We start from the raw sequence: 24,578 nt of genomic DNA on the forward strand, positions 1-24,578 counted from the left end.
ACGCACTTTTAGTAAAGCGGCATCTCGTCAGCAACGAACGGGTTAGTTTTACGCTCATGACCGAAAGTCGATTGAGGGCCGTGACCAGGGACAAACGTGACATCATTGCCTAAAGGCCACAATTTCTCTTTGATAGAGCTAATCAACGTATTGAAATCACCTTGTGGGAAGTCAGTTCGACCAATGCTACCGTTAAACAAAACGTCACCCACAAACGCTAAACGCGCTTCTTCACTGTAAAGCACAACGTGACCAGGTGTATGACCAGGTGTGTGGAATACATTCAGCACTTGATTACCAAAAGTGACAGTGTCACCCTCATTTAGCCATTGGTGCGGTTCAAACGCTTCTGTCAGCGGGAAACCAAACATTTGGCTCTGACCTTCCAAACCTTGCAACCAGAAGTTATCTGCCTTGTGAGGGCCAACAATCTCTGTACCGCCAAGCAGTGCAGACAGCGGCTCCGTGCCACCTACGTGGTCCAAGTGACCGTGTGTTAGCACTAGGTTTACCACGTCAACACCCAGCTCTTTGATAAGCATAGCGAGCTGCTTTTCATCGCCGCCTGGGTCAACCACAATACCTTTCATGGTTTCGTCACACCAGACAATAGAACAGTTTTGAGAGAAAGATGTTACTGGAACAACTTGGTATTTCAGAGCCATAGATAACCTATACCGAATAAATTTGCGTGAAAACTGCCGCAACTATGACACTAAGGCCTAGCGACTTCAAGCTTTGAACTGTGGGTAATCGACGACGTTCTGAGACTAGAAACCTTGTCTCAACTGGCACTACCAAGAACGAACAGCACCCGTATCGATATGAACAAAGTTACTGCCTGGATAATAACCCACGCCACCGGCTTTTAGGCTTAATGCAGCATCACGAACTGTTGAAAGCTTCACACCGTCTAAACGGAAATCAATGGCCTTTCCTTCCATGTGCATGCTCTTTTTCGCTACACGAGAAGACCCGTTGCGCAGCGAGGCATTAGTGGCAGGAGAACGGTAACCTGAAATGACGATCACCTCTGCTTCTGTACCAATTAACTTTTGAATTTGGCTTATTTGATCGAACAAGCGTCGATCCATGGGATGAACCTCATTTCGTCGATGGTCTCGACAAAACTCATTCAGCCTTTGAAGTTCATCATTAATGTATCGTTTTCCATCGAAATAGCATGTTTCGAGGATCTCTCCAGTATTAAGATTGTTCATCGCCAGCGCACGTGGCTCGTCAGGGAGTGAAGCCCAAGAAAATGATGGCAGGGCAGACGCCAACACCACACCACCAGCGGTCATTTTAAGGAAATCTCGGCGGGAAAAGTTACGACTTACCATTTCAAAATACAGTGCTCAACAACTAGACAAGTCGTGGACATTAACCAAACACATTTGTCACGTCAAACGCATAAAACACTCCATCTTGATTTTCAGACGCAGTAATTATTGTTTAATTATTGAACGAAAAGAGAATTCTTCGTTTTGTAAATTTTCCTTAAAGATTTCAACTGCGGTGATCGTACTTATAGATATCATCACGGTAGTAAAGCGTTCCCTCTTCCAACCATGCTGTTTGATAAATGATGTGTACTTGAATGCGCTCTCCCAAAGGAACTGACGTGTTAGACCGACGAGAACTTTCTCGCTTTTTCGCTAAACGTTCTTCCAACCCCTGAGTTTTGAACAGAAGTTCTGCTAGCTGGTCTGCATGTTCTACACGAACACATCCTGAGCTGAATGCGCGTCTGTCCTGTTCAAACAAGTTCTTACTTGGCGTGTCATGCAAATAAATAGCTTGTGGGTTAGGCATATTGAACTTGTACAATCCCAGTGCATTTTGTAAGCCCGACGCCTGTCGCATACGATAAGGAAATGTTCTCGGATTCACCGTTGCCCAATTGATGGTTGTAGGGTCAATAATTTCGTTCGAAGTCCAAGACCGAATGATTTGAATGTTATGGTTAATCAAATACATCGGATTACGTTTTACTTTAGGAATAATGTCTTTAACCATGATAGTCCAAGGCACGTTCCAAGTAGGGTTGAGAATAACTGAATCCAGTGCTACCGACATGATGGGCGTTTTTCTTGATGCTCTCCCTACCACGACTTTAGACTCAAACAAGGGTTGACCGTCATGCCAATACGTGACTTCGTATCCAGGCACGTTAACAAAGACAACATTATCCCTTTCTTTCGACCAAATTCTTGAACGCTCAGAATTCAACGCCAACAGATGCAATCGCTCTTGAGGAGAAAAGTTGATCCATCGAATGGTATTCGGGCCGATAACGCCATCTTCTTTCAAACCATGAATACGCTGGAACTCTTTTATCGCAAGCTCTAATTGTTCGTCATATTCTTCAGTGACTAAATCCAAGTAAGAAACATCTACGCCTACGATCTCCATTCGCTCAATCAATAGGGGTCTGTTTTCCAATATATCGCCAACACGTGCTAGCCCAGTTTGTTGATAGGCAGGATATTGGTACTGAGAATGTTCCGATAGCGAAGAATAGGCGGAGTAGAAAGCATCATCTGTTTGTAATGGAGACCGGAGACTTGCCAAAAACTGACCAAGTTTGCCAACCGTAATCTCATTACTCAGAACCGATAAAGTATCGATGCTAGGAGCGGGTAACGTAACATGGGCTTTGTCTGTAAATAGCCAATTAATCCCTTCTTCGGGGAGTTGCTCAAGATAACTAAGGTACATCAAGAGTGAATCTGTCATCACTAAATCGAAGTCGAGATTATCTCCCTGCCACCTTACTTGGTTTATCCGGTGAAGTTGATTTTCGAATTCATCGGTGACATCCGCAAGTGCAACCAGGTTTACTTGAAAAAGAAACTGCTCAATATCACTTTCATTTTCCCAGTTCAAACGGTAATTGGTGCTTTGATACAGTTGATCAATCACCTCTGGATAATGGATCATTTTTTCTACAGACAGCTTTTGTACCGCTCCCTCTTGCTCGACTTGCGCTGAAGCTTCGAGAGAAACGACGGTGGAAAAGCTGCAAAACGGCACCAGAAGTGCCGTCATGATTAAAACCCTAGCAAACACTGAAATGATCCTTGCGCTACTTGCCATAATAAAAAGTATGGCAAATATCTCACAGCTTGCAGGTTTAAAATTAAGAATCTGATGCCGAAAACGACAACAAAACTCTCTATAAGTAATTACTCAATGATCTTTCTAGATAATTCTCGACCAATGGTTGTCCCATTGCACTCCGCTTGCGAAGGTACTTTTTGACTCCTCTGGTCTTTGCTCTACCACTTTTCCCGCCCCAGAGCTGACTCGGAACTCATCGCCATAGACCACAACACCAGAGGCGTCTGGTAACGCACTTAGCTCTACCAATTTGCCCGTAGATTTAGACCACATACCATAACAACTGCCCGGAGGGGAAGTGGCTAAGATCCATTCATCGGTTGCTGCAATACTCGCAACGTAGTGATTGAAACGCGCCCACTCTTCAGGCTCAGCTTGAAGATCTTGCATTTCACCACCACGCGTGTGCATGGCGATCAAGGCTGGATACTCGTCCGGCTCACCACGATATTGCTGACCACAAAGCACGGTTTCCGCACCATCATGAGCTAAATGGCGAATACTCAACTTATGATCCGGTAAAGACACTTGATCCAATAGCTCCCCTTCCTGTGAAAGGTAACTCAGACTCGGTCTCATGCTATCAAGATTGAGAGGTTCACGGCCGTTGGTGTGTACGCCACCGACGCCAATCGCTAATGCGCCATCAGGCATCATGATCACTTCATGAGGACCAAGACCAAAACCCGTTAACTCATCGATTTTTTGATATTGCTTCTGCACATCATAAACACCAATGATCCCACGACTTGTCCCCCTCTCCCCTTCTGTGGCAAATAGCAACGTGCCATCGTGGGAGTAAACGCCATGCCCATAGAAATGACGATTTGACTTTGCTAGTTGCAGTTTGATCATCTGCCCTGAGCGATAATCAAATACCATGAAGAAAGTACCTGGTCGACGACCAAAAACTACGGCGTGGCCTTGTTGGTTGGTTGCCACACCGTGACCACGCTCAGGAATCGGCAATGAAGATAGCGGCATACCATGCTCATCCGCCACCACCGCTGCATATTTATCTCGGCCAATGATAGAGCAGCCGATCAACGCAGGCTCACGTGAGCTTGTTGAAGAACAACCAAATGGCATCATAGGTGTAGCCGCCCCGAATAGAGCGGCTTTCAGCAAAGTTCGGCGGGTTTGATCAGTCACCATCGGTTGCATTAAATCCTATAACTACGCCAAGCTCGATCGCCACTTCTTCGTGAATCAGGTACTTCAATTGCTCTAGCTTGTTGTATTGAGCGAGCACCATGCGATAGCCTTCTTTTGTTTGTAGTGCAGCAAACAAGCTCTTATCCTCTGGCCAAGTTTCTAACGCCATTTCAAACTGATGAACGACACGGTCTGCGAGATCTGCATGGCCTTGCTCTCTAAGTAGCGCATCTAGACCATTCCCGTTAGCAAAGTACAACGCTTCCATCCCTTGAAGGTTGGCTTTTAAGTTTGAAAGCGAGGTCTCTGAACGCCACGATTCTGAGAAATACGGGCGAGGCTTACCAATCTTCGCTAGCGGTCGGCTCAACTTCTTCATGCTGTATTCAAGCTGATTCGAGAGCAGTGAAATGTACTCAGACTCCCATTCCGTCATCTCTAGCGATTTCCAAGGGTTCTCTGCCCAAGAATCCGCGATGATCTGCGCTTTGTTATCGAGGTTTTCTGCAATCGCTACGCCTGTCACACAGGTATTGCTGTTGCTAGATAAGGTCGACGCTTTATCGTAAAGCAGCCATTCCAGAGCCCCTAAACCTTGCACGGTGACACTTTGGGTGGAGATATCTTCTGCACTCCAAGCTTGATCAGATTTCGTCAGTACAGACATTTTACGACCAGTCGTGTTCTTTTTATCTGGCCAAAACTGAACATTCCAGCTTTGCTCCAATGCCGTAGCAGGGCCACGTTCTTGACCTTGTAATGCCATCCACGCAAGCATAGTTTGATGCCACTGCTGTTTTACTTGTGCATCATCTTTCGACTCTGATGCGCAGTAATCCGCGAAGCGCTGTTCAAGTTCTGTGGTTTGCGCTAAAAACGTCTGAGCTGATTGAAACTCGACCTCGTACACGCTTTGAGAAATATGGCTTGTACTCTCAGGCTTGGCAGAGCTCGAACCGATGGTCGATTGGCAACCAACCAAACTTAACGTTGCGGCAATCGCACTCACTAACAGTGTCTTTTTCATGGTTAGGTCCTTATAGAGAGTTCAGAAACGCAATGAGAGCATCACGTTCTTTTTTGTTCAGAGCTAAAACATTTTGTTTCGCAGTTTCAGCTTCGCCGCCGTGCCACAACACTGCTTCCATCAGGTTACGAGCTCGACCATCATGTAAGAAGTAAGTATGTCCGTTTACTTCTTCGGTATAACCAATGCCCCATAGCGGTGCTGTTCGCCACTCGCGGCCGTTTGCTTGATATTCCGGACGGTTATCGGCTAAGCCTTCACCCATGTCATGCAAAAGCATGTCGGTGTATGGGTGGATAAGCTGCTCAGAAAGCGCTGGTAACTCTGGTCGTTTCGCCGTTTTAACACTGGTCTTGTGGCAGCTTTCACAGCCAGACGCAGCAAAGATTTGCTGACCAAGTTTCACGTTAGGATCATTGACGTTACGGCGAATAGGTACGGCTAAGTGTTGGCTGTAAAACTCTACGAAGTCGAGAATATTTTCACTCACTTCAGGTTTGCCGCCATTTGGCATGTCGTCACAAATGCTTTGTTTCGAGGTACAGTTTTCATTTGGGAATAAATGGCTCGTAAGACCCACATCACCATTAAATGCTGCTGCATTTTGCTGCATTAGCGTCGGTTGTCCTGCTTTCCAGCCAAAGCGACCAATCGAGAAGTCGTCCTTCTCAATATCCCACACCTTATTTACTTTGCCTGAGATACCGTCTTTGTCGGCATCTTGTTCATCAGCCCAAGCAAGTAGCGTTTCGTCGGGAATACTCTCTAACAAACCAAGGCCGATCATTGGCGGTGCCACGCGTGCTGAGAACTCGGTATCTGGGTGCATATCGCCGTAACCCAGTTCGGTAATGTTCAAATGAGGTTTTCTTAGTGTCACCGTCGTACCGTCTTTAAATTTCACTGGGACATCGGTGTAAGTGATTTCGATTTTGCCTTCTGGCGTTTGATCCTGCAGGGCGAAATCTTGAAGCTGGCCACCATAAGTCGGCTCAGGTATGCCACCGTCTTTGATGTAGGCTTTCTTTTGTTCTGGCGTCATCGCAGGAATGCTTAAGCGCACTAACATAGACACGGCATGTAAATCATCTTTCTCTGGCGGATGACCACGACCGTCTTTGATGTGACAGTTCTGACAACCATTGGTGTTAAAAAGCGGACCTAGGCCATCACGAGCGTCTGTTGACGCTGGCGCTTGTACCCAAGGGTTGCGGAAAAAGCTGTTACCCACACTAAAATCTAGGCGTTTGCTCATCGGCAGGTTGGCAGCAGGAAGAGAATAGGCATTCGCGCCATCTTTTTTAACACTGGTTTTGCCACCAGACTTAACATCGTAAGCCATGGCAGAAGAAGAAAGGATCGCGGCTAGCGCAGAAATTAGGTATGGCTTCATATCATTGCTCTACATAGACAACAAGGGTGATAACAACGAGCTCAAACGGCAAAAGGGCTCACAAAGAGCCCTTATTTATTATGGTTTTCTTATTAAAACTCGTGGTCAGCAGTATCAGGGCTTAGGCTGTCGATGCCGACAATGTTTGCCGCTCGCTCAATCGCACCAGTTTGCGCTACCAACGACATGATGGTGTCGTTTACCAGCGCGTTGCCTTGTGCGTTACCCGCCGCAATAAGTTGGTCAAAATGCTGGTTATTCTTCTCTGCAGAAGTCACTAGCTCACCAACTTGGCTAAGTGTTGTATCAAACTGCTTTTGAATGTCGGTCGCGGCTTTCTTATCTTTTTGAGCAACAAGATCAGCAATACTTGGACCAGATAGCTCTTTGCCGTTTACACCTTTGTATGTACCTGTGTAAACGTTGTAGATGCCTTGCTCGTTGTAGTAGTGAGAATTATGCGTGTTGTCTGAGAAACAATCGTGCTCGTCTTCAGTTGAGTTCGCTTCTAGTGCCACTTTCATGCGCTCACCCGCTAGCTCACCTAGAGAAAGAGAACCCATGCCGAATAGCATCTTACGTAGACCATTGTCCGCTGAGTCGTTCAGTAGCTCTTCACGGTAGTTACCTTTTACTTCAGCAGACCACTGCTTTTCCATCCACTCAAGGTCTTGAACCAGTAGATCAGCGGCTGCTTTTAGGTACTCTCCACGACGCTCACAATGGCTATTCGTACACTCAGAACCCACAACGAAATCAGTGTAAGCACGTTGACCTGCACCCGCGTTAGTACCGTTTAGGTCTTGACCCCAAAGTAAGAATTCAATCGCGTGGTAACCTGATGCAACGTTTGCCTCAGAACCGCCTACTTCGTTTAGATCCGCTAGCAATTCTGGAGTGATTTTTGAAACGTCCAGTTTAGAAGCACCGATCTGTAGGCTAGTGTTCGCGATGATGTTGGCAGCAGCGCCCTCGTTACCCAATTCGTATTGGTAATCAGCCGCTACGTAGTCAATCAAACCTTCATCAAGTGGCCATGCGTTCAGCTGACCTTCCCAATCATCAACAATCGCGTTACCAAAACGGAAAACTTCAGACTGTTGGTAAGGCACGCGAGAATCTAGCCAAGCTTGTTTTACTTCTTCAAGCTTTTTCGCTGATGGTGATTGTAGAAATTCGTCGATTTTCACATCAAGCGCTTTCGCTGTTGTTACTGAATCAGCAAATACAGCATGGGCAACGTCCGCGTAATGTTCGACTACTTGTTGTTTAGTTACTGTGGCAGCAACGGTAGAACCACTGGCAATGAGGAGTGATGCAGCAATAGATTGGACTAAAACTTTTTTTGCATTCATCTGAAGCATCCTTGTTGAGCTTTTCAATTATCGTATTGGTAGTGCTAATTATTCTTATTTGCACTTTAGTCTCGAGATAATACAAATTTACAATTTATTTGCAACTCCAGATACAAAAAAACCTCATAAAAATGAGGTTTTTCACAGACTTTATTGTCAGTTTTATCTTTAGGATTAAACCTTTAGGTCATGTTTTCCGTGAGAGACTTTTGCCTTCAGATAATTTTCGTTGCCATCTTTGATATGTGCAGAGGTATTGACAACCTCGCCAATTTCAATTCCGTACTCAGATAACTCACGAATTTTCTTAGGGTTGTTCGTCACGAGGCGGATCTTATTCACGCCTAAAGCTTCTAGCATTTGTGCTGCTTCTGTGAAATCACGCAGGTCATCATCAAAGCCCAAATGGTTGTTAGCTTCGTACGTGTTCATGCCCTGGCTTTGTAAGCGGTATGCATCGATCTTATTGTACAAACCAATACCACGACCTTCCTGACGGAGATACAAGATGATACCACCGGACTCGCCCATGCGATTGATCGTCTCTTCTAGTTGCTCACCACAGTCACAGCGTGAAGAGTGGAACACATCGCCTGTCAAACACTCAGAGTGCATACGAACTAAAGGCATGTCCTGAGTTTGGTCCGCTTGTTTAAAGATAATAGCAACATGCTCTTTGTCTGTCTTCAGACCATGGAAAGACAGAATTTCGGCATCAATGTTACTTTTTGCCCCGACTTTAAAATCTACTCTGGCACGTACTTCCGCCATATCTATACTCACTCGATTTATTGCTTGATGCGCTTGATGCGTTTTCGTTATTGCATTCATGGGATTTACTCGTTGCTCTTCAACTATGGGGACTGATACCGCATTTTGCAATATAGAGATCACAATTGAGGGCAGTTATCCACTCAAGACAGTAAAAGAGAACCACTCTCCAACTGAACAATTGTTATATTATAACAATTTAAAAAAACTACAATAAAAAACCCCAGACAAATTTTGTCTGGGGTTTCAAGAAGGTCGTTTGGTCTATCTTTTAATGGGTCTGACTGCGCTTCCAAACGGCGAGTTCAATCCAAACTGCTTCGAGTTCTTGGATTTCCTCGTCGGTCAACACGGCGAGCGTTGAAGTAACTTGAGGCAGGTTCGGTGATTGCAATGCACGAATCTGCGAATAGAAGTCTTTTTTAAGTTGTAATATAACTGAATCCACTGCGTGCACCTATTTCGTTCTTTTATTACTTATCCAGCTCAAAATTTTTATTTTCTTTATACTGGAAACTTCATAAATTCGGAAAAATGATAACATTCTGCTTGTTAAGTGCACAATTTATTTTTAATAGTGGAATAACGGTCACATTAATTACGCTTCACCATTTGGATCGAATATAAGACAAAAAAGATCAAAAATAGCACAGGAAAGATCCACAACAGCGCCGTGGAATAATTTAATGGTGGTTGATACAGAACAATATTCCCATAACGAGCAACTAGATAGTCCTTTATTTCTTGATCTGAGCTGCCTTCATTGGCCATCGTATACACTTTCAACCTCAGGTCTTTAGCCGCTTGTGCATTAGACTCGACAAGGTTTTGGTTTTGACACTGCGGGCAGCGTAATGTCTTGGCTAACGAGGTTGCACGCTGTTGCACTTCAACAGAATGAAATTCAAACAGATCAACATTCTGTTCTATATCCGCACTTCTCGTGAAAGGAGAAAATAGTATAAATAGGATTAAAGTGAGGAGAAGATTATTAAATCGAAACATTCAAGTATCCTGAAAATATATCGTTCCATTTATCTGCCGTTAGCTCTCCACGATATTTGATCAATATACGACCATTTGGATCAATCAAGTAAGTTTCCGGCGTTCCGATAACACCTAGCTCCACAGCGAGCTTTCCATTAGGGTCACTAATTACTTCAATATATGGATTTCGTTTAGAGCTCAAATATTCACGAGCGGCTTGTTTTTGATCTCTATAATTCAGCCCAATAATAGGCACACCGAGTTCTGCTAACTGCAATAATTCTTCATGCTCTCGTTTGCATACTCCGCACCAAGATGCCCAAACATTCAATAATTTATATCCGTCGCTTTTGAACAACTGCTCAGAAACCATGTCATCAGAGATCAGAGAAGTAGAGCGAAAATTAGGTGTCTCTAAATTTCGTTGTGGGGACAATTCAACATGTGGTCGCTCAGACAAAGCCACCGCAGTTACTACAGCAAACACGGCAACAGCCACAAACAGACCTGCGAGTTTAAGCGTATTTCTCGATCGCATTGATAGCCTCTCTCCTTTTCTTTAGGCCGGTTAATAGCGCACCAAACACAGCTAGTAGCCCGCCAGACCATATCCACCAAATACCTGCGCGGTACTGAACTTTAATCGCATAAGCATGAGTATCGACTTTGTCACCCAATGTCACGTAATAATCGCCATGCCATAGTGAACGAATCGCAGGCTCGGTCATATTCATCACTCGCACAGGGTAATGACGCTTTTGCGGGTTGAAATTGAGCATGCGGCCATCTTCCAAGTGCAAGGTGATCTGTCCTTGTTCCGCGGTGTAGTTTGGCCCCACCAGCCATTCGATACCATGATAATCGATAGTGATCCCCGCCCTTTGTTGAGAACTGCCGGGTTCGACACGTAAATTGTGTTCATATGAGTAGTGACTGTTGAATACAGCTCCACTCACCGCCAGCGCAAAACCGATATGTGCCATCACGATTGGCATGAGTTTGCGCTTATTGGAACAACGAAACAGCATAACGAGATGCGCCACAATCACCCAAGTAGCCAACGTTATGGTTAGCAATACTCCGAAATGCAGTGCGTGCACTAAGAAGATAAACCCGATCACAGAGACAAGAGATAACGCAATACTGATCGCAATATCAGCGCTTACACTCGGCACTGTGCCTTTTGTCCATTTCAGCAGCGGCATGAAAGCTAAGGCAATCAGAGCCAGTATGCTTAATGGGAAGATCAGACTATTGAAATAAGGTGCGCCAACTGAAATGTTTCCTAAACCGAGCAGTTGATAAACCATCGGATAGAAAGTGCCAAGAAAAACGATGGCAGTCGCAATAACCAGCAGCCCTTTGGCGATATAAGCAGTGTAAGCTCGGCTCGTTAGAGATTGAAGTTCGAAGCGAGGGAGTTGTTCTCCTCGCAAAATCAATACGCCAAAAGTGATGATGACAAGCAAGCTCAATACACCAAGCAGCACCAAACCTTTAGTTGGGTCCACCGCAAAAGCATGCACTGAAGTCAGCACGCCAGATCGCACCACGAATGTCCCTAAAATGCTGAGGCTGAACGTAATAAACGCCAGTGCGTAGGTGCTCCAAATTGCGCCTCTGTTACGTGTTGCGACAACACCGCTGTGCAACAAAGCAGTACCAGTAAGCCAAGGGAGTAGAGAAGCGTTCTCCACAGGGTCCCAAAACCACCAGCCGCCCCACCCTAGCTCATTGTACGCCCACCATGATCCCACCAAGATACCCAACGTGAGCGTTCCCCATGCAAAAAACGCTGCGCTTCGAGCGACCACATACCAATCGCTCATCGGTTGTTTACCCAATAGCGCCGCTAATGAAAAAGCTAATATTGCTGCGTAACCGACATAACCGAGATAAAGCAATGGTGGATGAATGATAAGCCCAACATCTTGCAACATTGGGTTTAGATCTCGTCCTTCCGACGCCAATACTTGGGCATACTCGAACGGGTTAGAGGTCATTAACGTGAACCAAGCAAATGTCGCAATAAGAACGTTCATGATTCCTAAACAGTCACAAGTATATTGGGCGTTGAGCGGTGACTTAAATGCAATAAACGACGCCCATAAACTCAAGGTGACGACCCAAAACAACATGGAGCCTTGGTGCCCACCCCAAGCGGCAGCAATCTTGAATGCTACGGGAAGTTGACTGTTGGAATGCGTAACAACATATTCCAACGCGAAGTTGTCTTGCACGAAGCAGACGATCAGAAGTGCTAAACAAATGAAGGAAGCTAAGCTAATGATGTGGGACATCGCGACTTGATGCGGCAATGTCGCCTTCTTACTCATAGCACGACGTAGCCAATGCAGCAACGATGCACAAGTCGATGTTACAGCCACCAATATCAGTAAGAAGAACCCTAGCTCAGCTTCCATTTATCCCCCTTACACTACGGTCATTTGACCGGCATAGAGAATGAAAGTACGCAGCATAAGTACGCCAACCAAGCTCAACGTCGTGACCACAAAAACGTAACTGCCTTTGTGGCGCACTTCAGAAGGCGTCAACCAATTGAGAGTCAAAGGCGTAATCATGCCGATGAACACTACCCCAACCCAGAACCATTGAGCCCAGAATCCACTCGAAATTGCATTCCAAGCCGCGACTTCGTTCTGACCACCGCTGAAGATCAATCCAGTAAAGAAGGTCACTAAGACAAACAACTCAAACAACACTACTGGGCGTTCAAATCCGTGCACCCAAGATACACTTGGGCTGCTGGTCGACTCTTTAAACACCAAGATGCCGAACATCAAGCATGCCGCTGCGCCCGAGGACAAACTAGAGAACAGGAACAAGATTGGCAGTACTGGATTGTTTAGCATTGGATAAGTCTTCAACGCAGACAATAGAAAGCCAGTGTACGCTGCAAGTACGATGGCTAAGAAGCCCAAGAACAATTCAATGGCGTTGTTGGCTTTCCCCGCCTTAATCAAAATGCCATCGGCAAAATCCAGCAGTTTGCTTGGTAACTTCCCTTCACAGAAGCTGATGATTTGATGGCGGAAGATAACGCCAATCCAAACAAACAACACGATCATGTACACTTGGAACAAGATCACGCCCATCGACATCACAGACGTTGGGTTGTAGTAGATCATGATCTTCCAAAACTCTAAAGGCTTGGTTAAATGGAAAATCAAAATTACCAACCCAGCAATGATGCCAAATGGTGCGAGCCAAGCCATCGCTTTCATGATGCCGTTTTTTGCGGGATCACCTTCAATCACTTTGCGTTTTAAATAGATTGAAATCATCACCGCACCCGCTGACATCCCAGCAAGGAATAAGTAAATCGCGATGATCCAATCCCAGACTAACGAGTCAAAGTGGAATGCACTTTCGAAGCCGTTCATGATGACACCTCCCCTTTGCTATCCGGAATTTTGTACAGTTTAGGTTGCGTACCTAAATGCGATTTATCGCGATAGACAACATGGCTTTCGATAGCTTTGCTCACCTCGCTAGTTGGGTCATTCAAATCACCAAAGATGAGTGCTTTTGTTGGGCAAGATTCCACGCAAGCTGGCTGCTTACCTTGCGCTAGGTTGGTATCACGGCAGAAGTTACATTTATCCGCAGAGTGATCGACTGGATTAAAGAAGCGCACTTGGTAAGGGCAAGCGGCAAGGCAATAACCACATCCGACACATTTCTCTTTGTGCACATCCACGATGCCGGTCGCTTCATCTTTGTATGCAGCGCCTGTTGGACAAACGTACACACATGGTGGGTTATCACAGTGCTGACAGGATTCGCGAGTAAACTGGTATTCCACATCTGGAAATTCGCCAATCGGTTCACTGCGATGAATTTTAAGTCGCGTTACGCCTTCAGGGACTTTATTTACTTCGCGACAAGCATCGGTACAAGCGGTACAGCCAATACAGGCATTTTCATCATGAACCATACCCATGCGTTTCGCTTGTTCACTGTTGCTGGCATAGAGAGAGGAGCTAACAACGGAAGTGCCTGCAACGCCTGTAGTTAAAATCAACGCGCCGCTGCCGGCTAAAAAGTTTCTTCTCGAACATTTCATGCTATCTCTCCTCTTCTTTGGCAAGTTCAGGTTCGACGGCAAATTCAGAGTGACAATCCACACACTGCTTGATCAGTTGTTTTCTGTCGTACGACAACGCTTTGGTTTTCGCTGCGTGTACATCGTGGCAATTTGAACAAGTGAGGTTTTTGGCGTGCACATCGTGCGTCCAGTGGCTTTCTCTCAGCTGTGTCGGTGCGTGGCAATCCACACATTGGCTGTTGGCTTTAAGAATCATGCTTGGATCAAGGAACACTTTGTCGTGTACCTCTTTCGATTGCGCGGCAGAAAACTTAATCACATCAGGCGCGCCCTCACGATGGTCGGGACCAATGTTGCTATGGCAATTGGTGCAATTAAGTTGCTTCCCTTGGCTGAGTAGAGCTTGCGGGTCATGCGAAAGGTTCAGAGTCTCTTTTGCATCCTTATGACATTGCAGACACTTGTAGTCACGGTCACGGATCAACTCGACTTGATGACGCTCAGCTTGAGCACCTTCAATCGGCTCTGAAGAAGTCGCATGGGCGGCGATGGAGAAACCATAGATGGCAAAGACGAAGAGAAGTTTCAGCATTGTCTCTATGGTCAATTTTATATTGCCCATATTGTTCTTTCCTTAGCTCGATAATAATTGATAACTATTCTCAATTATTTATTTGAGCGACAATTAATTTCCTCTGAAGATATTTTTTAGATCTTCAAATGACATCAATTCTTATCTCGGAAAGCCACAACGCTAAACCTATATTTATAATACCTCTATTATTCATAAGGGGTAGAAACGCCTGCTCAAAAAGCGAACTAAATCACCCTATTTTTAAAAAGGTTAAAAACCCAAAGCATTGCAGAACAATGACTTAACAACTACCACTTTAGAGGTATATGAATTCAAACATGACTGAGATCACTGGTGTAAATTGATCTAAAACAAGACAAGATTCACTCACTATTTCATCTATCCAATTAAGCAATATTATTAATCGTAGATCTCCAGTTCTTATTTGGAATAGCTCCTCACAACGCTGCTAATAAAAACGAATATGGAGATAACACTGTGAGCATAAAACACTGGATGAGCGCACCTATTGCGGTTGCGACCTTATTCGCCAGCCAATTATTTTTGGTTGACGCTCCGTTAGCGGCAGAAGAGAAGGATTTTATCGATCCTCGTAACGATGTCTTTGAACAGAACCACCCTGATCAATACCATTCTTGGAAAGCAACATCCGAAAGTGAGCACATTGAAGATGCTCTAAGTGAAGACCCAAACATGGTTATCCTGTGGGCAGGTTATGGCTTCGCGAAAGACTACAACAAAGCGCGCGGTCACTTTTACGCACTTGATGATGTTCGCCAAACCTTACGTACCGGCGCACCAACCGACGAGAAGTCCGGGCCTATGCCGATGGCGTGCTGGAGCTGTAAAAGCCCAGACGTTGCTCGCGTGATTGATGAACGTGGTGAAGACGGTTATTTCGAAGGTAAATGGGCACGCTTAGGCTCAGAAATCGTCAACCCTATCGGTTGTTCCGATTGCCACAACACAGGCTCTGAAGCCTTCAAGAAAGGCGAACCTGCGCTAGCACTGACTCGCCCATACGTCGAGCGTGCTTTTGATACTATTGGTAAAAACTTTGATGAACAGTCTCGCCTAGATAAGCAAGCATCGGTCTGCGCTCAATGTCACGTTGAATACTACTTCACCGGCCCAACTAAAGCGGTTAAATTCCCATGGGATATGGGCACCACCGTTAATGACATGGAGAAATACTACGACGCGTTGAATTTCAAAGATTGGACGCATGCCGTATCTAAAGCGCCGATGCTAAAAGCGCAACATCCAGGTTTCGAAACTTGGAGAGCGGGTATTCATGGTAAAAATAAAGTGGTGTGTGTGGACTGCCACATGCCTAAAGTGACCAAAGAAGACGGTACGGTGTACACAGACCACAAAGTGGGTAACCCATTTGATCGTTTTGAAGACACCTGTGCGCAATGCCATACCCAAACTAAAGAGCAGCTACAAGGCATCGTCTCGACTCGCAAAGCGCAAGTACTGAACATGAAGCTAACCGCCGAGAAGCAAATCGTAGCGGCACACTTTGAAGCAGGCGCAGCGTGGAAAGCAGGTGCAACAGAAGCAGAGATGGAACCTATCCTACAAGATATTCGCCATGCACAATGGCGTTGGGACTACGCGATTGCTTCTCACGGTGTCCACATGCATGCTCCTGAGGTAGCACTAGAAGTACTTGGTACTGCAGTTGACCGCGCTGCTGACGCCCGTACCAAGTTGGTTCGCTTACTGGCAACCAAAGGCATTACTGACCCTGTTCAAATTCCAGATATCTCGACCAAAGCGAAAGCACAGCAAGCACTGGGCATGGATATGGATAAGATGAACGCAGACAAGAAACACTTCCTAGAAACAGTAGCGCCAGAGTGGGATAAAGCAGCGGCTGAGCGTGAAGCCACATATTAGTCTAACTTGCAGAGGTTAGTTTATAGATACAACAAGGGGCGTACTGAACGCCCCTTTTCTTTATTATCTTTATTTCTTCATCCTGATTCTATCGAGAGACAAAAATCGAATGTACTAGCGACGAGGAAGCCTAGGTCTAGGTTGAATATTTGGACGCGCTTTAGGTATCTGCACATTTGGGCGAGCAACTGGACGCTGGATCTTCGTTTCCGGCAGTGCTTTTCTTTGTTGAACCTTTTCTTTCACCGACTTGCCTTGTAAAGTCGCTGGTTCAATACGCTCCGGACGATTCTCCCATTTGGTTTGAATCTCTTGCTTTTGCTCGTCAGGCAATGATTGCCAATGATCGTCGAGTTGGCGTTTCATGTTATCGATATTGGCGGACATATCATCGTCTTTCCAATCCTCGACTTTGTCTTTGATGGATTGCTGTTCGTCTTCATCTAAACCATTCCACCACTCTTCCAGTTTCTCTTTGTATTCGTCGTCGTTGTCGCAACACCCCGGATAGTAATAAATCCAGTAGTCGTCATGATCGTAATAACCCGATGAATAATAAACCATAGAGGAAGAGCCAGAACGATCGGAAGAGCTACAACCCGCCAGCACAGAGCCGCACAGCAAAACCAATATGCTTAGTGCTTTATTTTTCATTCGTTGCCCACCTTTCCCTCTATTGCTTGTTAAATTGTACGCTTACAATAGCTCTTTTGCTTTGTTAATAGAGTTAATGATTTGCACCCTATCTAAATTTGGATCATTAGAATCTAATAATAGTACCCAGGCATCAATCGCTTCCTGAAATCGGAATGACAGAAAATGATCATTTGCGATCAAAGACAAAGCGGCTTCATTGTGCGGTTCTATCTGCAAAGCTTGCTCCAAAAGCAAGCTAACTTCTTGCGTCATTGATTGCTGGTGAATGTAGTATAAAGTGGTCGCCTTCGCAGCAAGTTGCGTGGCACTGACAGGTTCAGTCAGTTGGATCGCGTAATCAAAACAAATCAACGCTCCGTCAAATTCCCCCTCTAGCAGGTAGCCCTGCCCGAGTTGGAACCACAATTCAGCGTTGTTCGGGTCTTCACGCAACTGGTCTTGAATCTCTTTCATGATGTCACGAGCAGTCATCATTCGTGACATTTCCGCTTGTATTGGTTTAGGCGGTGTTTGATGCAGCAATAAGAAACTGGCACTCGTCACGACAAGTACTAACAGGCAAAAGCCAAACCATTGAGCAGGTTTCACTTTTGATGCACTCAGTGATAAGAGTACGATAAACAACCCCATCAGAGTGATGGCAGCGAAAAACCAAACAGACATAACACGTCCTGTAAACAAAGATAACGTCAGTGTACGCATTTCTTACTTTAAATGCGTTGATACAGATAAAAAAAAGCCGAGCAACTAAGGCTCGGCTTTTCATATCAGGATAACGATGTAAGATTACTCTTCGTTACCTTCCTCTGCATCATCAGCAGCTGGAGCTTCTGAAGCGTCTTGCTGCGTATTTTCGTCTGTTGACTCTAACGCTTCTGCATCTTCATCAGCAGGCAGCTCTTCATCATCAACTTCTTCAATACGTTGCAAACCAACAACTGATTCATCTTCCGCAGTACGGATAAGCGTTACACCTTGTGTGTTACGACCAACCTGGCTAACTTCACCCACACGAGTACGTACTAACGTGCCAGCGTCGGTGATCATCATCATTTCATCACCTTCAACAACCTGGATAGCACCAACTACCGGGCCATTTCGCTCAGAAACTTTGATAGAAACTACACCTTGAGTGCCACGACCTTTTGTCGGGTACTCGCTAAGTGCTGTTCGTTTACCATAACCGTTTTCTGTAACCGTTAGGATGTCGCCTTCGTGCGAAGGAACAATAAGTGATACCACTTGGTCATTTTCAGCCAGTTTCATACCACGAACACCAGAGGCGGTACGACCCATAGGACGAACACCTTTAAACTTGATCTCTGGCTGACCATTCTCATCAAGAACTGGTTTACCATTTTCATCAAGTACTGGAATCTCTTCTGCTTCTTTAAAGCGAACCACTTTACCCGCTTTAGAGAACAGCATGATTTCGTTTTCGCCGTTAGTGATATCCACACCGATTAACGAATCGTCTTCACGTAGGTTCACAGCGATTAGGCCGTTTGAACGTACGTTTGCAAACTGGTTCAACGGCGTTTTCTTAACCGTACCGTCACCTGTTGCCATGAAGATGAATTTGTCTTCAGAGAATTCATCAACACGCAGAATTGCGGTAATGCGCTCACCTTCTTCGAGTGGAAGGATGTTCACAATTGGCTTACCACGCGCAGTACGGCTCGCTAGAGGCAATTGGTAAACTTTCAGGCGGTATGTCTTACCACGAGTAGAGAAACACAAGATGTTATCGTGGGTATTCGCCACTAGAAGACGCTCGATATGGTCTTCATCTTTCATCTTAGTCGCACTCTTACCTTTACCACCACGGCGCTGTGACTCGTAGTCGCTCAGTACTTGGTACTTAACGTAACCACCGTGAGATAGAGTAACCACAACGTCTTCACGTGCGATCAGCTCTTCCATGTCAATATCATGGCTCGCAGCTGTGATTTCTGTACGACGAGCGTCACCAAAGCCGTCACGAACCGCTTCAAGTTCTTCACGGATAACTTCCATCAAACGCTCAGTGCTCGCAAGGATATGCATGAGTTCAGCGATTTCTTCTAGAAGTGTTTTGTATTCGCCAAGAATCTTCTCGTGTTCTAGACCTGTTAGTTTATGTAAACGTAGATCTAGGATAGCTTGTGCTTGTTGCTCAGTCAGGAAGTACTGACCATCACGAATACCATATTCAGGCTCTAGCCATTCAGGGCGCGCAGCATCTGTACCAGCACGCTCTAGCATTGCTGAAACGTTGCCTAAACCCCAACCACGAGCGATAAGACCCGCTTTTGCTTCAGCCGGTGTAGGTGCCTTACGGATAAGCTCAATAATTTCATCAATGTTAGCAAGCGCTAGAGCTAAACCTTCAAGGATATGAGCACGTTCACGCGCTTTACGCAGTTCGAAGATAGTACGACGTGTCACAACTTCACGACGGTGATCAACGAAGCACTTCAACATATCTTTTAGGTTGAATAGCTGTGGCTGGCCATTGTTTAGGGCCACCATGTTGATACCGAAAGTGGTTTGCAGCTGAGTCTGAGCGTAAAGGTTGTTTAGAACTACTTCGCCCACAGCATCGCGCTTACACTCAATAACAATGCGCATACCGTCTTTATCTGACTCGTCGCGCAGTGCACTGATGCCTTCTACTTTCTTATCTTTAACTAGCTCAGCGATCTTTTCGATCAAGCGAGCTTTGTTCACCTGGTAAGGAATTTCAGTGACGATAATGGTCTCTTTACCATTCTTCTCCACTTCGATGTCCGCTTTCGAACGCATGTAGATTTTGCCACGACCTGTTTTGTACGCGTCTACAATGCCTTTACGACCGCTGATAAGCGCCGCCGTTGGGAAATCAGGACCAGGAATGTAATCCATTAGTTCATCAATAGTGATTTCTTCATTATTGATGTATGCAAGACAGCCATCAATCACTTCGCCAAGGTTATGAGGCGGGATGTTGGTTGCCATACCTACTGCGATACCAGAAGCACCGTTAACCAATAGGTTTGGAATTTTAGTTGGAAGAACCGCTGGGATCTGCTCAGTACCGTCGTAGTTTGGTACGTAGTCTACGGTTTCTTTGTCTAGGTCAGCCAATAGTTCATGGGCAATTTTTGCCATTCGAACTTCGGTGTAACGCATTGCCGCAGCAGAGTCGCCATCGATCGAGCCAAAGTTACCTTGACCATCGACCAGCATGTAACGAAGCGAGAACGGCTGAGCCATACGTACGATTGTGTCGTACACAGCACTATCACCATGTGGGTGATATTTACCGATTACGTCGCCGACAACACGGGCTGATTTTTTATATGGTTTGTTCCAATCGTTGCCTAGTACGTTCATCGCGAATAAAACGCGGCGGTGTACTGGTTTTAGGCCATCACGCACATCTGGAAGAGCACGACCCACGATGACTGACATCGCATAGTCTAGGTATGAACCTCTAAGCTCATCTTCAATGTTTACGGGCGTGATCTCTTTAGCTAAATCGCTCATAGAGCCATTATCCCTCTATTATCTGATCGTAATTACGATACGTGTAAGGTGCAAAAATATAACACACAATTCATCACTTCGGCATCACTTTCCCTCTCCTTTTATCAGGTTGTGAGCTTGGTTATGAATCAAATGTCGAGAATTTGCACACTCATCCCATATCTTTCTGATTAGTGGTTATATTTCGGTCAACATTGAGCAAAATCGGACTCTTTACGCGGAAAAGCGAGGTAAATTCCTTTAACCACACAACGCGAAAATGCAGGTTTTAGAGTTATTGTCACTGGCACTAGTTCAAGGATGAACCAAAAACAATAGCTAGCGCTTTCAAAAATACAGGAACCTGTCGCTATTGTCGCGCCAGTGAACTCTGTCATTGTCCCTTAACTAAGCACATCGAGGTTGTTTGGGTATAAAACGTTGGAGTATACTGGCGCCCTCTAAAGGACTCAGATTGAATGCAATAAAACCAATTATGACTAAAGCACAAAACGTCGACCCAAGTGAAATTAAGAAATTCGAGGACATGGCTTCTCGATGGTGGGATTTAGAAGGCGAGTTTAAGCCGCTTCATCAAATTAACCCACTTCGTTTGAACTATGTACTTGAAAAAGCAAATGGCTTATTTGGCAAGCGAACACTTGATGTCGGCTGTGGTGGTGGCATTCTTGCTGAAAGCATGGCAAAAGAAGGCGCTATTGTGACGGGGCTTGATATGGGTAAAGAACCATTAGAAGTCGCGCGACTACATGCATTAGAAACAGGCACTCAACTGACCTACATTCAGAGCACAATAGAAGACCACGCTATAGAAAACGCAGGAACTTACGATGTCGTGACTTGTATGGAGATGCTTGAACACGTTCCAGATCCTCTCTCCGTTATCCGCTCTTGTGCTGCGCTAGTCAAACCCGGTGGTCACGTGTTTTTCTCAACTTTGAACCGAAACATTAAGTCGTACTTATTTGCTATTGTCGGTGCTGAGAAGCTTCTTAAGATTGTTCCTGAAGGCACTCATGAGCACGATAAGTTTATCAAGCCAGCCGAAATGATGAAGATGATAGACCAAACTGACCTGACGGAAATGGGCATTACTGGGCTTCATTACAACCCTCTAAATGACAGCTACAAACTCGGTCGTAATGTAGATGTAAACTACATCGTTCATACTAAAAAATACTGAACGCTGTTGCGTTAAAAAATGTGTTTTGTGATTGACATTTTTTAAAGAAAATGAATCGGAAGCGGTAGCACAAAGTTGCCGCTTTTTTTGTCTTTTTATGGCTAAAATTCGTGCTCTAGATTCCATTTTGACCAAGCCATTTTTCGTAGATAAAAACGGCCAAAGATCAAGGAAAATATTTTTGCATGCGGTTATTTCTAAACCGATCTCGAAACCGTACTTTTAACCATTCAAGTCTGCCCTTTTCTCATCGGTTAGTGTTCACTTACTGATTTTTTTCATTTTGTCAGTTATCCACAAGTCATCCCCGATCTGTACCTTGATAAATCAGTGTAATAGCACTATCTTGTAACCCGCAAACAAATGAACCCCTATATGTTGTGTTTAAGCGACAATATATAGATAGACTTTGATCACAAAGCCGCCGCAAGCTTTACTCATATTGCACATAAACAAACAAAAATACGGCTTTTATCAGTTTTCTTAGGGAAATAAAGCAGAATGAACCAACAACTTACCGTCACCAAGCGTGATGGCCGTAAAGAAAGTATCGATCTGGATAAAATCCACCGCGTTATCACTTGGGCTGCAGAAGGTCTAGATAATGTTTCGGTTTCTCAAGTAGAACTTCGCGCTCACATCCAGTTTTACGACGGCATCACAACGACAGATATTCACGAGACAATCATCAAGTCTGCGGCAGACCTGATCTCTGAAGAGACTCCGGATTACCAATACCTAGCTGCTCGCCTAGCGGTATTCCATCTGCGTAAAAAAGCGTATGGCCAATACGAGCCACCAACGCTTTATGATCACGTGTCTCGCCTCGTCGATATGGGTAAGTACGATCAACATATTCTAGAAGACTACACAAAAGCAGAACTCGACGAACTTGATGCGTACCTCGACCATAAACGCGACCTAAACTTCTCATACGCGGCAGTTAAGCAGCTAGAGGGTAAGTACTTCGTACAGAACCGTGTTACGGGCCAAATTTACGAAAGTGCTCAGTTCTTATACATCCTTGTAGCAGCGTGCTTATTTGCGAAATATCCAAAAGCGACACGTCTTGATTACATCAGACGTTTCTACGATGCGACATCGACATTTAAGATTTCTCTACCTACGCCAATTATGTCTGGCGTGCGTACCCCTACTCGCCAGTTCAGCTCATGTGTTCTGATCGAGTGTGGAGACAGTCTTGATTCTATTAACGCAACAGCAAGCTCAATTGTTCGTTATGTATCTCAGCGCGCTGGTATTGGTATCAACGCAGGTCGTATCCGTGCATTAGGCTCAGAGATTCGCGGTGGTGAAGCATTCCACACTGGTTGTATTCCGTTCTACAAGTACTTCCAAACAGCAGTAAAATGTTGTTCACAAGGTGGTGTACGTGGTGGCGCAGCTACTGTGTTCTACCCAATGTGGCACGGTGAAGCACGCTCACTAATGGTACTTAAGAACAACCGTGGTGTTGAAGAAAACCGTGTTCGTCACATGGACTACGGTGTTCAGTTAAACAAACTGATGTACCAACGTTTAGTTGAAGGCGGCAATATTACGCTATTCTCACCATCTGATGTACCTGGTCTGTACGACGCATTCTTCGAAAACCAAGAAGAGTTTGAGCGTCTATACGTGAAGTACGAGAACGATCCTTCAATCAAGAAAGAAACGGTTAAAGCGATTGAAATGTTCACTCTGCTAATGCAAGAGCGTGCATCAACGGGTCGTATCTACATCCAGAACGTGGACCATTGTAATACTCACAGCCCATTTGATTCTGAAGTCGCTCCAGTTCGTCAGTCGAACCTATGTTTAGAAATCGCACTGCCAACGAAACCATTAACTAACGTTGAAGATGACTCAGGCGAGATCGCACTGTGTACGCTTTCTGCATTCAACTTAGGTGCCATCAAGTCTCTAGATGATTTCGAAGAGCTATCCGATCTTGTTGTTCGTGCGTTAGATGCACTGCTTGATTACCAAGATTACCCTCTACCAGCGGCATACAAATCGACTATGAACCGTCGTACGCTAGGTGTTGGTGTGATTAACTTTGCTTACTACTTAGCGAAGAATGGCGTGAAATACTCTGACGGTAGCGCGAACGGCCTAACTCACCGTACGTTCGAAGCAATGCAGTACTACCTATTGAAAGCATCTGTAGCACTGGCGAAAGAACAAGGTAAGTGTCCTTCATTCGACGAGACGAACTACGCGAAAGGCTTACTGCCGATTGATACGTATAAGAAAGATATCGACCTAATTTGTGACGAAGCGCTGCACTACGACTGGGACAGCCTACGTAAAGAAATTATGGAGCACGGCCTACGTAACTCAACACTGACTGCACTAATGCCTTCTGAGACTTCTTCTCAGATTTCAAACGCAACTAACGGTATTGAGCCACCACGTGGTTACGTTTCAGTAAAAGCTTCGAAAGACGGTATCCTGAAGCAAGTTGTACCAGAGTTCACAGAACTTAAAGACAGCTATGAACTGCTTTGGAATATCGGTTCGAACGACGGTTATCTACACCTTGTGGGTATTATGCAGAAGTTTGTTGACCAAGCTATCTCTGCTAATACTAACTACGACCCGTCACGTTACGAGACTGGCAAGGTTCCAATGAAGAAACTACTTCAAGACCTGCTAACAGCGTATAAGTTTGGTGTGAAAACGCTTTACTACCACAACACTCGTGATGGCGCGAAAGATGAACAGAAAGACGCTGTTCAACCACAAGATGACGATTGTGCTGGCGGCGGTTGTAAGATTTAATCTTCCCGTACCTAGCGAACCCGTAAAGACAGACTATCGATAACCTCCCCCTTACGGGGAGGTTTAA

The 24,578-nt window shown here is 45.2% G+C and carries 21 protein-coding genes; 3 read left to right on the plus strand and 18 right to left on the minus strand.

Annotation, left to right across the window (positions count from 1 at the left end):
• Window positions 1-8 precede the first annotated feature (8 nt).
• From R7P67_RS16445 to nrfB, 15 genes are all read right to left on the minus strand, one after another.
• Complete coding sequence (locus tag R7P67_RS16445; protein WP_005376855.1) at window positions 9-665, minus strand: MBL fold metallo-hydrolase; 657 nt, start codon at window positions 663-665, stop codon at window positions 9-11.
• A gap of 129 nt (window positions 666-794) precedes the next feature.
• The gene (locus R7P67_RS16450; RefSeq protein WP_031778936.1) at window positions 795-1,343 is read right to left on the minus strand and encodes a DUF882 domain-containing protein; all 549 of its coding nucleotides are present in this window, start codon (window positions 1,341-1,343) and stop codon (window positions 795-797) included.
• 166 nt (window positions 1,344-1,509) lie between these two features.
• Window positions 1,510-3,051, minus strand: coding sequence for a murein L,D-transpeptidase (locus R7P67_RS16455; protein ID WP_005376852.1), 1,542 nt, complete (start codon window positions 3,049-3,051; stop codon window positions 1,510-1,512).
• A 153-nt stretch (window positions 3,052-3,204) separates the two neighbouring features.
• Window positions 3,205-4,287, minus strand: a complete 1,083-nt coding sequence (locus R7P67_RS16460) for a DUF1513 domain-containing protein (protein WP_256902908.1) — start codon at window positions 4,285-4,287, stop codon at window positions 3,205-3,207.
• Complete coding sequence (locus R7P67_RS16465) at window positions 4,268-5,305, minus strand: imelysin family protein (RefSeq protein WP_033905647.1); 1,038 nt, start codon at window positions 5,303-5,305, stop codon at window positions 4,268-4,270. The genes R7P67_RS16460 and R7P67_RS16465 overlap by 20 nt, the downstream gene beginning before the upstream one ends.
• Window positions 5,306-5,315: 10 nt before the next feature.
• On the minus strand, window positions 5,316-6,698 hold the full coding sequence (locus tag R7P67_RS16470; RefSeq protein ID WP_226083566.1) for a di-heme oxidoredictase family protein: 1,383 nt from the start codon (window positions 6,696-6,698) through the stop codon (window positions 5,316-5,318).
• 92 nt (window positions 6,699-6,790) lie between these two features.
• Complete coding sequence (locus R7P67_RS16475) at window positions 6,791-8,053, minus strand: imelysin family protein (protein WP_256902909.1); 1,263 nt, start codon at window positions 8,051-8,053, stop codon at window positions 6,791-6,793.
• 174 nt (window positions 8,054-8,227) lie between these two features.
• Complete coding sequence (locus tag R7P67_RS16480; RefSeq protein ID WP_025767283.1) at window positions 8,228-8,824, minus strand: GTP cyclohydrolase II; 597 nt, start codon at window positions 8,822-8,824, stop codon at window positions 8,228-8,230.
• Between the two features lie 271 nt (window positions 8,825-9,095).
• Window positions 9,096-9,272 (minus strand): hypothetical protein, encoded by a 177-nt coding sequence (locus R7P67_RS16485; protein WP_020480909.1) that lies wholly within the window; start codon window positions 9,270-9,272, stop codon window positions 9,096-9,098.
• Between the two features lie 146 nt (window positions 9,273-9,418).
• A complete protein-coding gene (gene nrfF / locus R7P67_RS16490) occupies window positions 9,419-9,829 on the minus strand; it encodes a heme lyase NrfEFG subunit NrfF (RefSeq protein WP_130545097.1) in 411 nt (136 codons plus the stop codon).
• Window positions 9,816-10,349 (minus strand): DsbE family thiol:disulfide interchange protein, encoded by a 534-nt coding sequence (locus R7P67_RS16495; RefSeq protein ID WP_025767281.1) that lies wholly within the window; start codon window positions 10,347-10,349, stop codon window positions 9,816-9,818. Before R7P67_RS16495 ends, nrfF begins: the two co-directional genes overlap by 14 nt.
• A complete protein-coding gene (locus R7P67_RS16500; RefSeq protein ID WP_262653454.1) occupies window positions 10,327-12,234 on the minus strand; it encodes a heme lyase CcmF/NrfE family subunit in 1,908 nt (635 codons plus the stop codon). Before R7P67_RS16500 ends, R7P67_RS16495 begins: the two co-directional genes overlap by 23 nt.
• A gap of 9 nt (window positions 12,235-12,243) precedes the next feature.
• Entirely contained in the window at window positions 12,244-13,215 is a 972-nt protein-coding gene (nrfD, locus tag R7P67_RS16505) for a cytochrome c nitrite reductase subunit NrfD (RefSeq protein WP_064368590.1), read from the minus strand.
• The gene (nrfC, locus tag R7P67_RS16510) at window positions 13,212-13,898 is read right to left on the minus strand and encodes a cytochrome c nitrite reductase Fe-S protein (RefSeq protein ID WP_115386151.1); all 687 of its coding nucleotides are present in this window, start codon (window positions 13,896-13,898) and stop codon (window positions 13,212-13,214) included. The genes nrfD and nrfC overlap by 4 nt, the downstream gene beginning before the upstream one ends.
• Window position 13,899: 1 nt before the next feature.
• Window positions 13,900-14,502 carry a cytochrome c nitrite reductase pentaheme subunit gene (gene nrfB, locus R7P67_RS16515; protein WP_009706898.1) on the minus strand — a complete coding sequence of 201 codons (603 nt, stop codon included), beginning with the start codon at window positions 14,500-14,502 and terminating at the stop codon, window positions 13,900-13,902.
• A 450-nt stretch (window positions 14,503-14,952) separates the two neighbouring features.
• Here nrfB and nrfA point away from each other — a divergent pair, with 450 nt between their 5' ends.
• Entirely contained in the window at window positions 14,953-16,380 is a 1,428-nt protein-coding gene (nrfA, locus tag R7P67_RS16520; protein ID WP_025998734.1) for an ammonia-forming nitrite reductase cytochrome c552 subunit, read from the plus strand.
• A gap of 114 nt (window positions 16,381-16,494) precedes the next feature.
• On the opposite strand, the gene R7P67_RS16525 is transcribed toward nrfA, so the two are convergent.
• The 3 genes from R7P67_RS16525 to gyrA all read right to left on the minus strand — a co-directional run bounded on the left by R7P67_RS16525 (window position 16,495) and on the right by gyrA (window position 20,544).
• Window positions 16,495-17,034 (minus strand): hypothetical protein, encoded by a 540-nt coding sequence (locus tag R7P67_RS16525; RefSeq protein WP_262653453.1) that lies wholly within the window; start codon window positions 17,032-17,034, stop codon window positions 16,495-16,497.
• Window positions 17,035-17,076: 42 nt separating this feature from the next.
• Window positions 17,077-17,700 (minus strand): tetratricopeptide repeat protein, encoded by a 624-nt coding sequence (locus R7P67_RS16530; RefSeq protein WP_054701274.1) that lies wholly within the window; start codon window positions 17,698-17,700, stop codon window positions 17,077-17,079.
• 123 nt (window positions 17,701-17,823) lie between these two features.
• Complete coding sequence (gyrA, locus tag R7P67_RS16535) at window positions 17,824-20,544, minus strand: DNA topoisomerase (ATP-hydrolyzing) subunit A (protein ID WP_262653452.1); 2,721 nt, start codon at window positions 20,542-20,544, stop codon at window positions 17,824-17,826.
• Window positions 20,545-21,019: 475 nt separating this feature from the next.
• Between gyrA and ubiG the strand changes: the two genes are divergently transcribed.
• Together ubiG and nrdA are read left to right on the plus strand one after the other, a co-directional pair.
• The gene (gene ubiG / locus R7P67_RS16540) at window positions 21,020-21,727 is read left to right on the plus strand and encodes a bifunctional 2-polyprenyl-6-hydroxyphenol methylase/3-demethylubiquinol 3-O-methyltransferase UbiG (RefSeq protein WP_017636129.1); all 708 of its coding nucleotides are present in this window, start codon (window positions 21,020-21,022) and stop codon (window positions 21,725-21,727) included.
• A 501-nt stretch (window positions 21,728-22,228) separates the two neighbouring features.
• Entirely contained in the window at window positions 22,229-24,511 is a 2,283-nt protein-coding gene (gene nrdA, locus R7P67_RS16545) for a class 1a ribonucleoside-diphosphate reductase subunit alpha (RefSeq protein WP_258660658.1), read from the plus strand.
• Window positions 24,512-24,578 lie beyond the last annotated feature (67 nt).

The organism is Vibrio sp. Vb0937 (assembly GCF_033338855.1).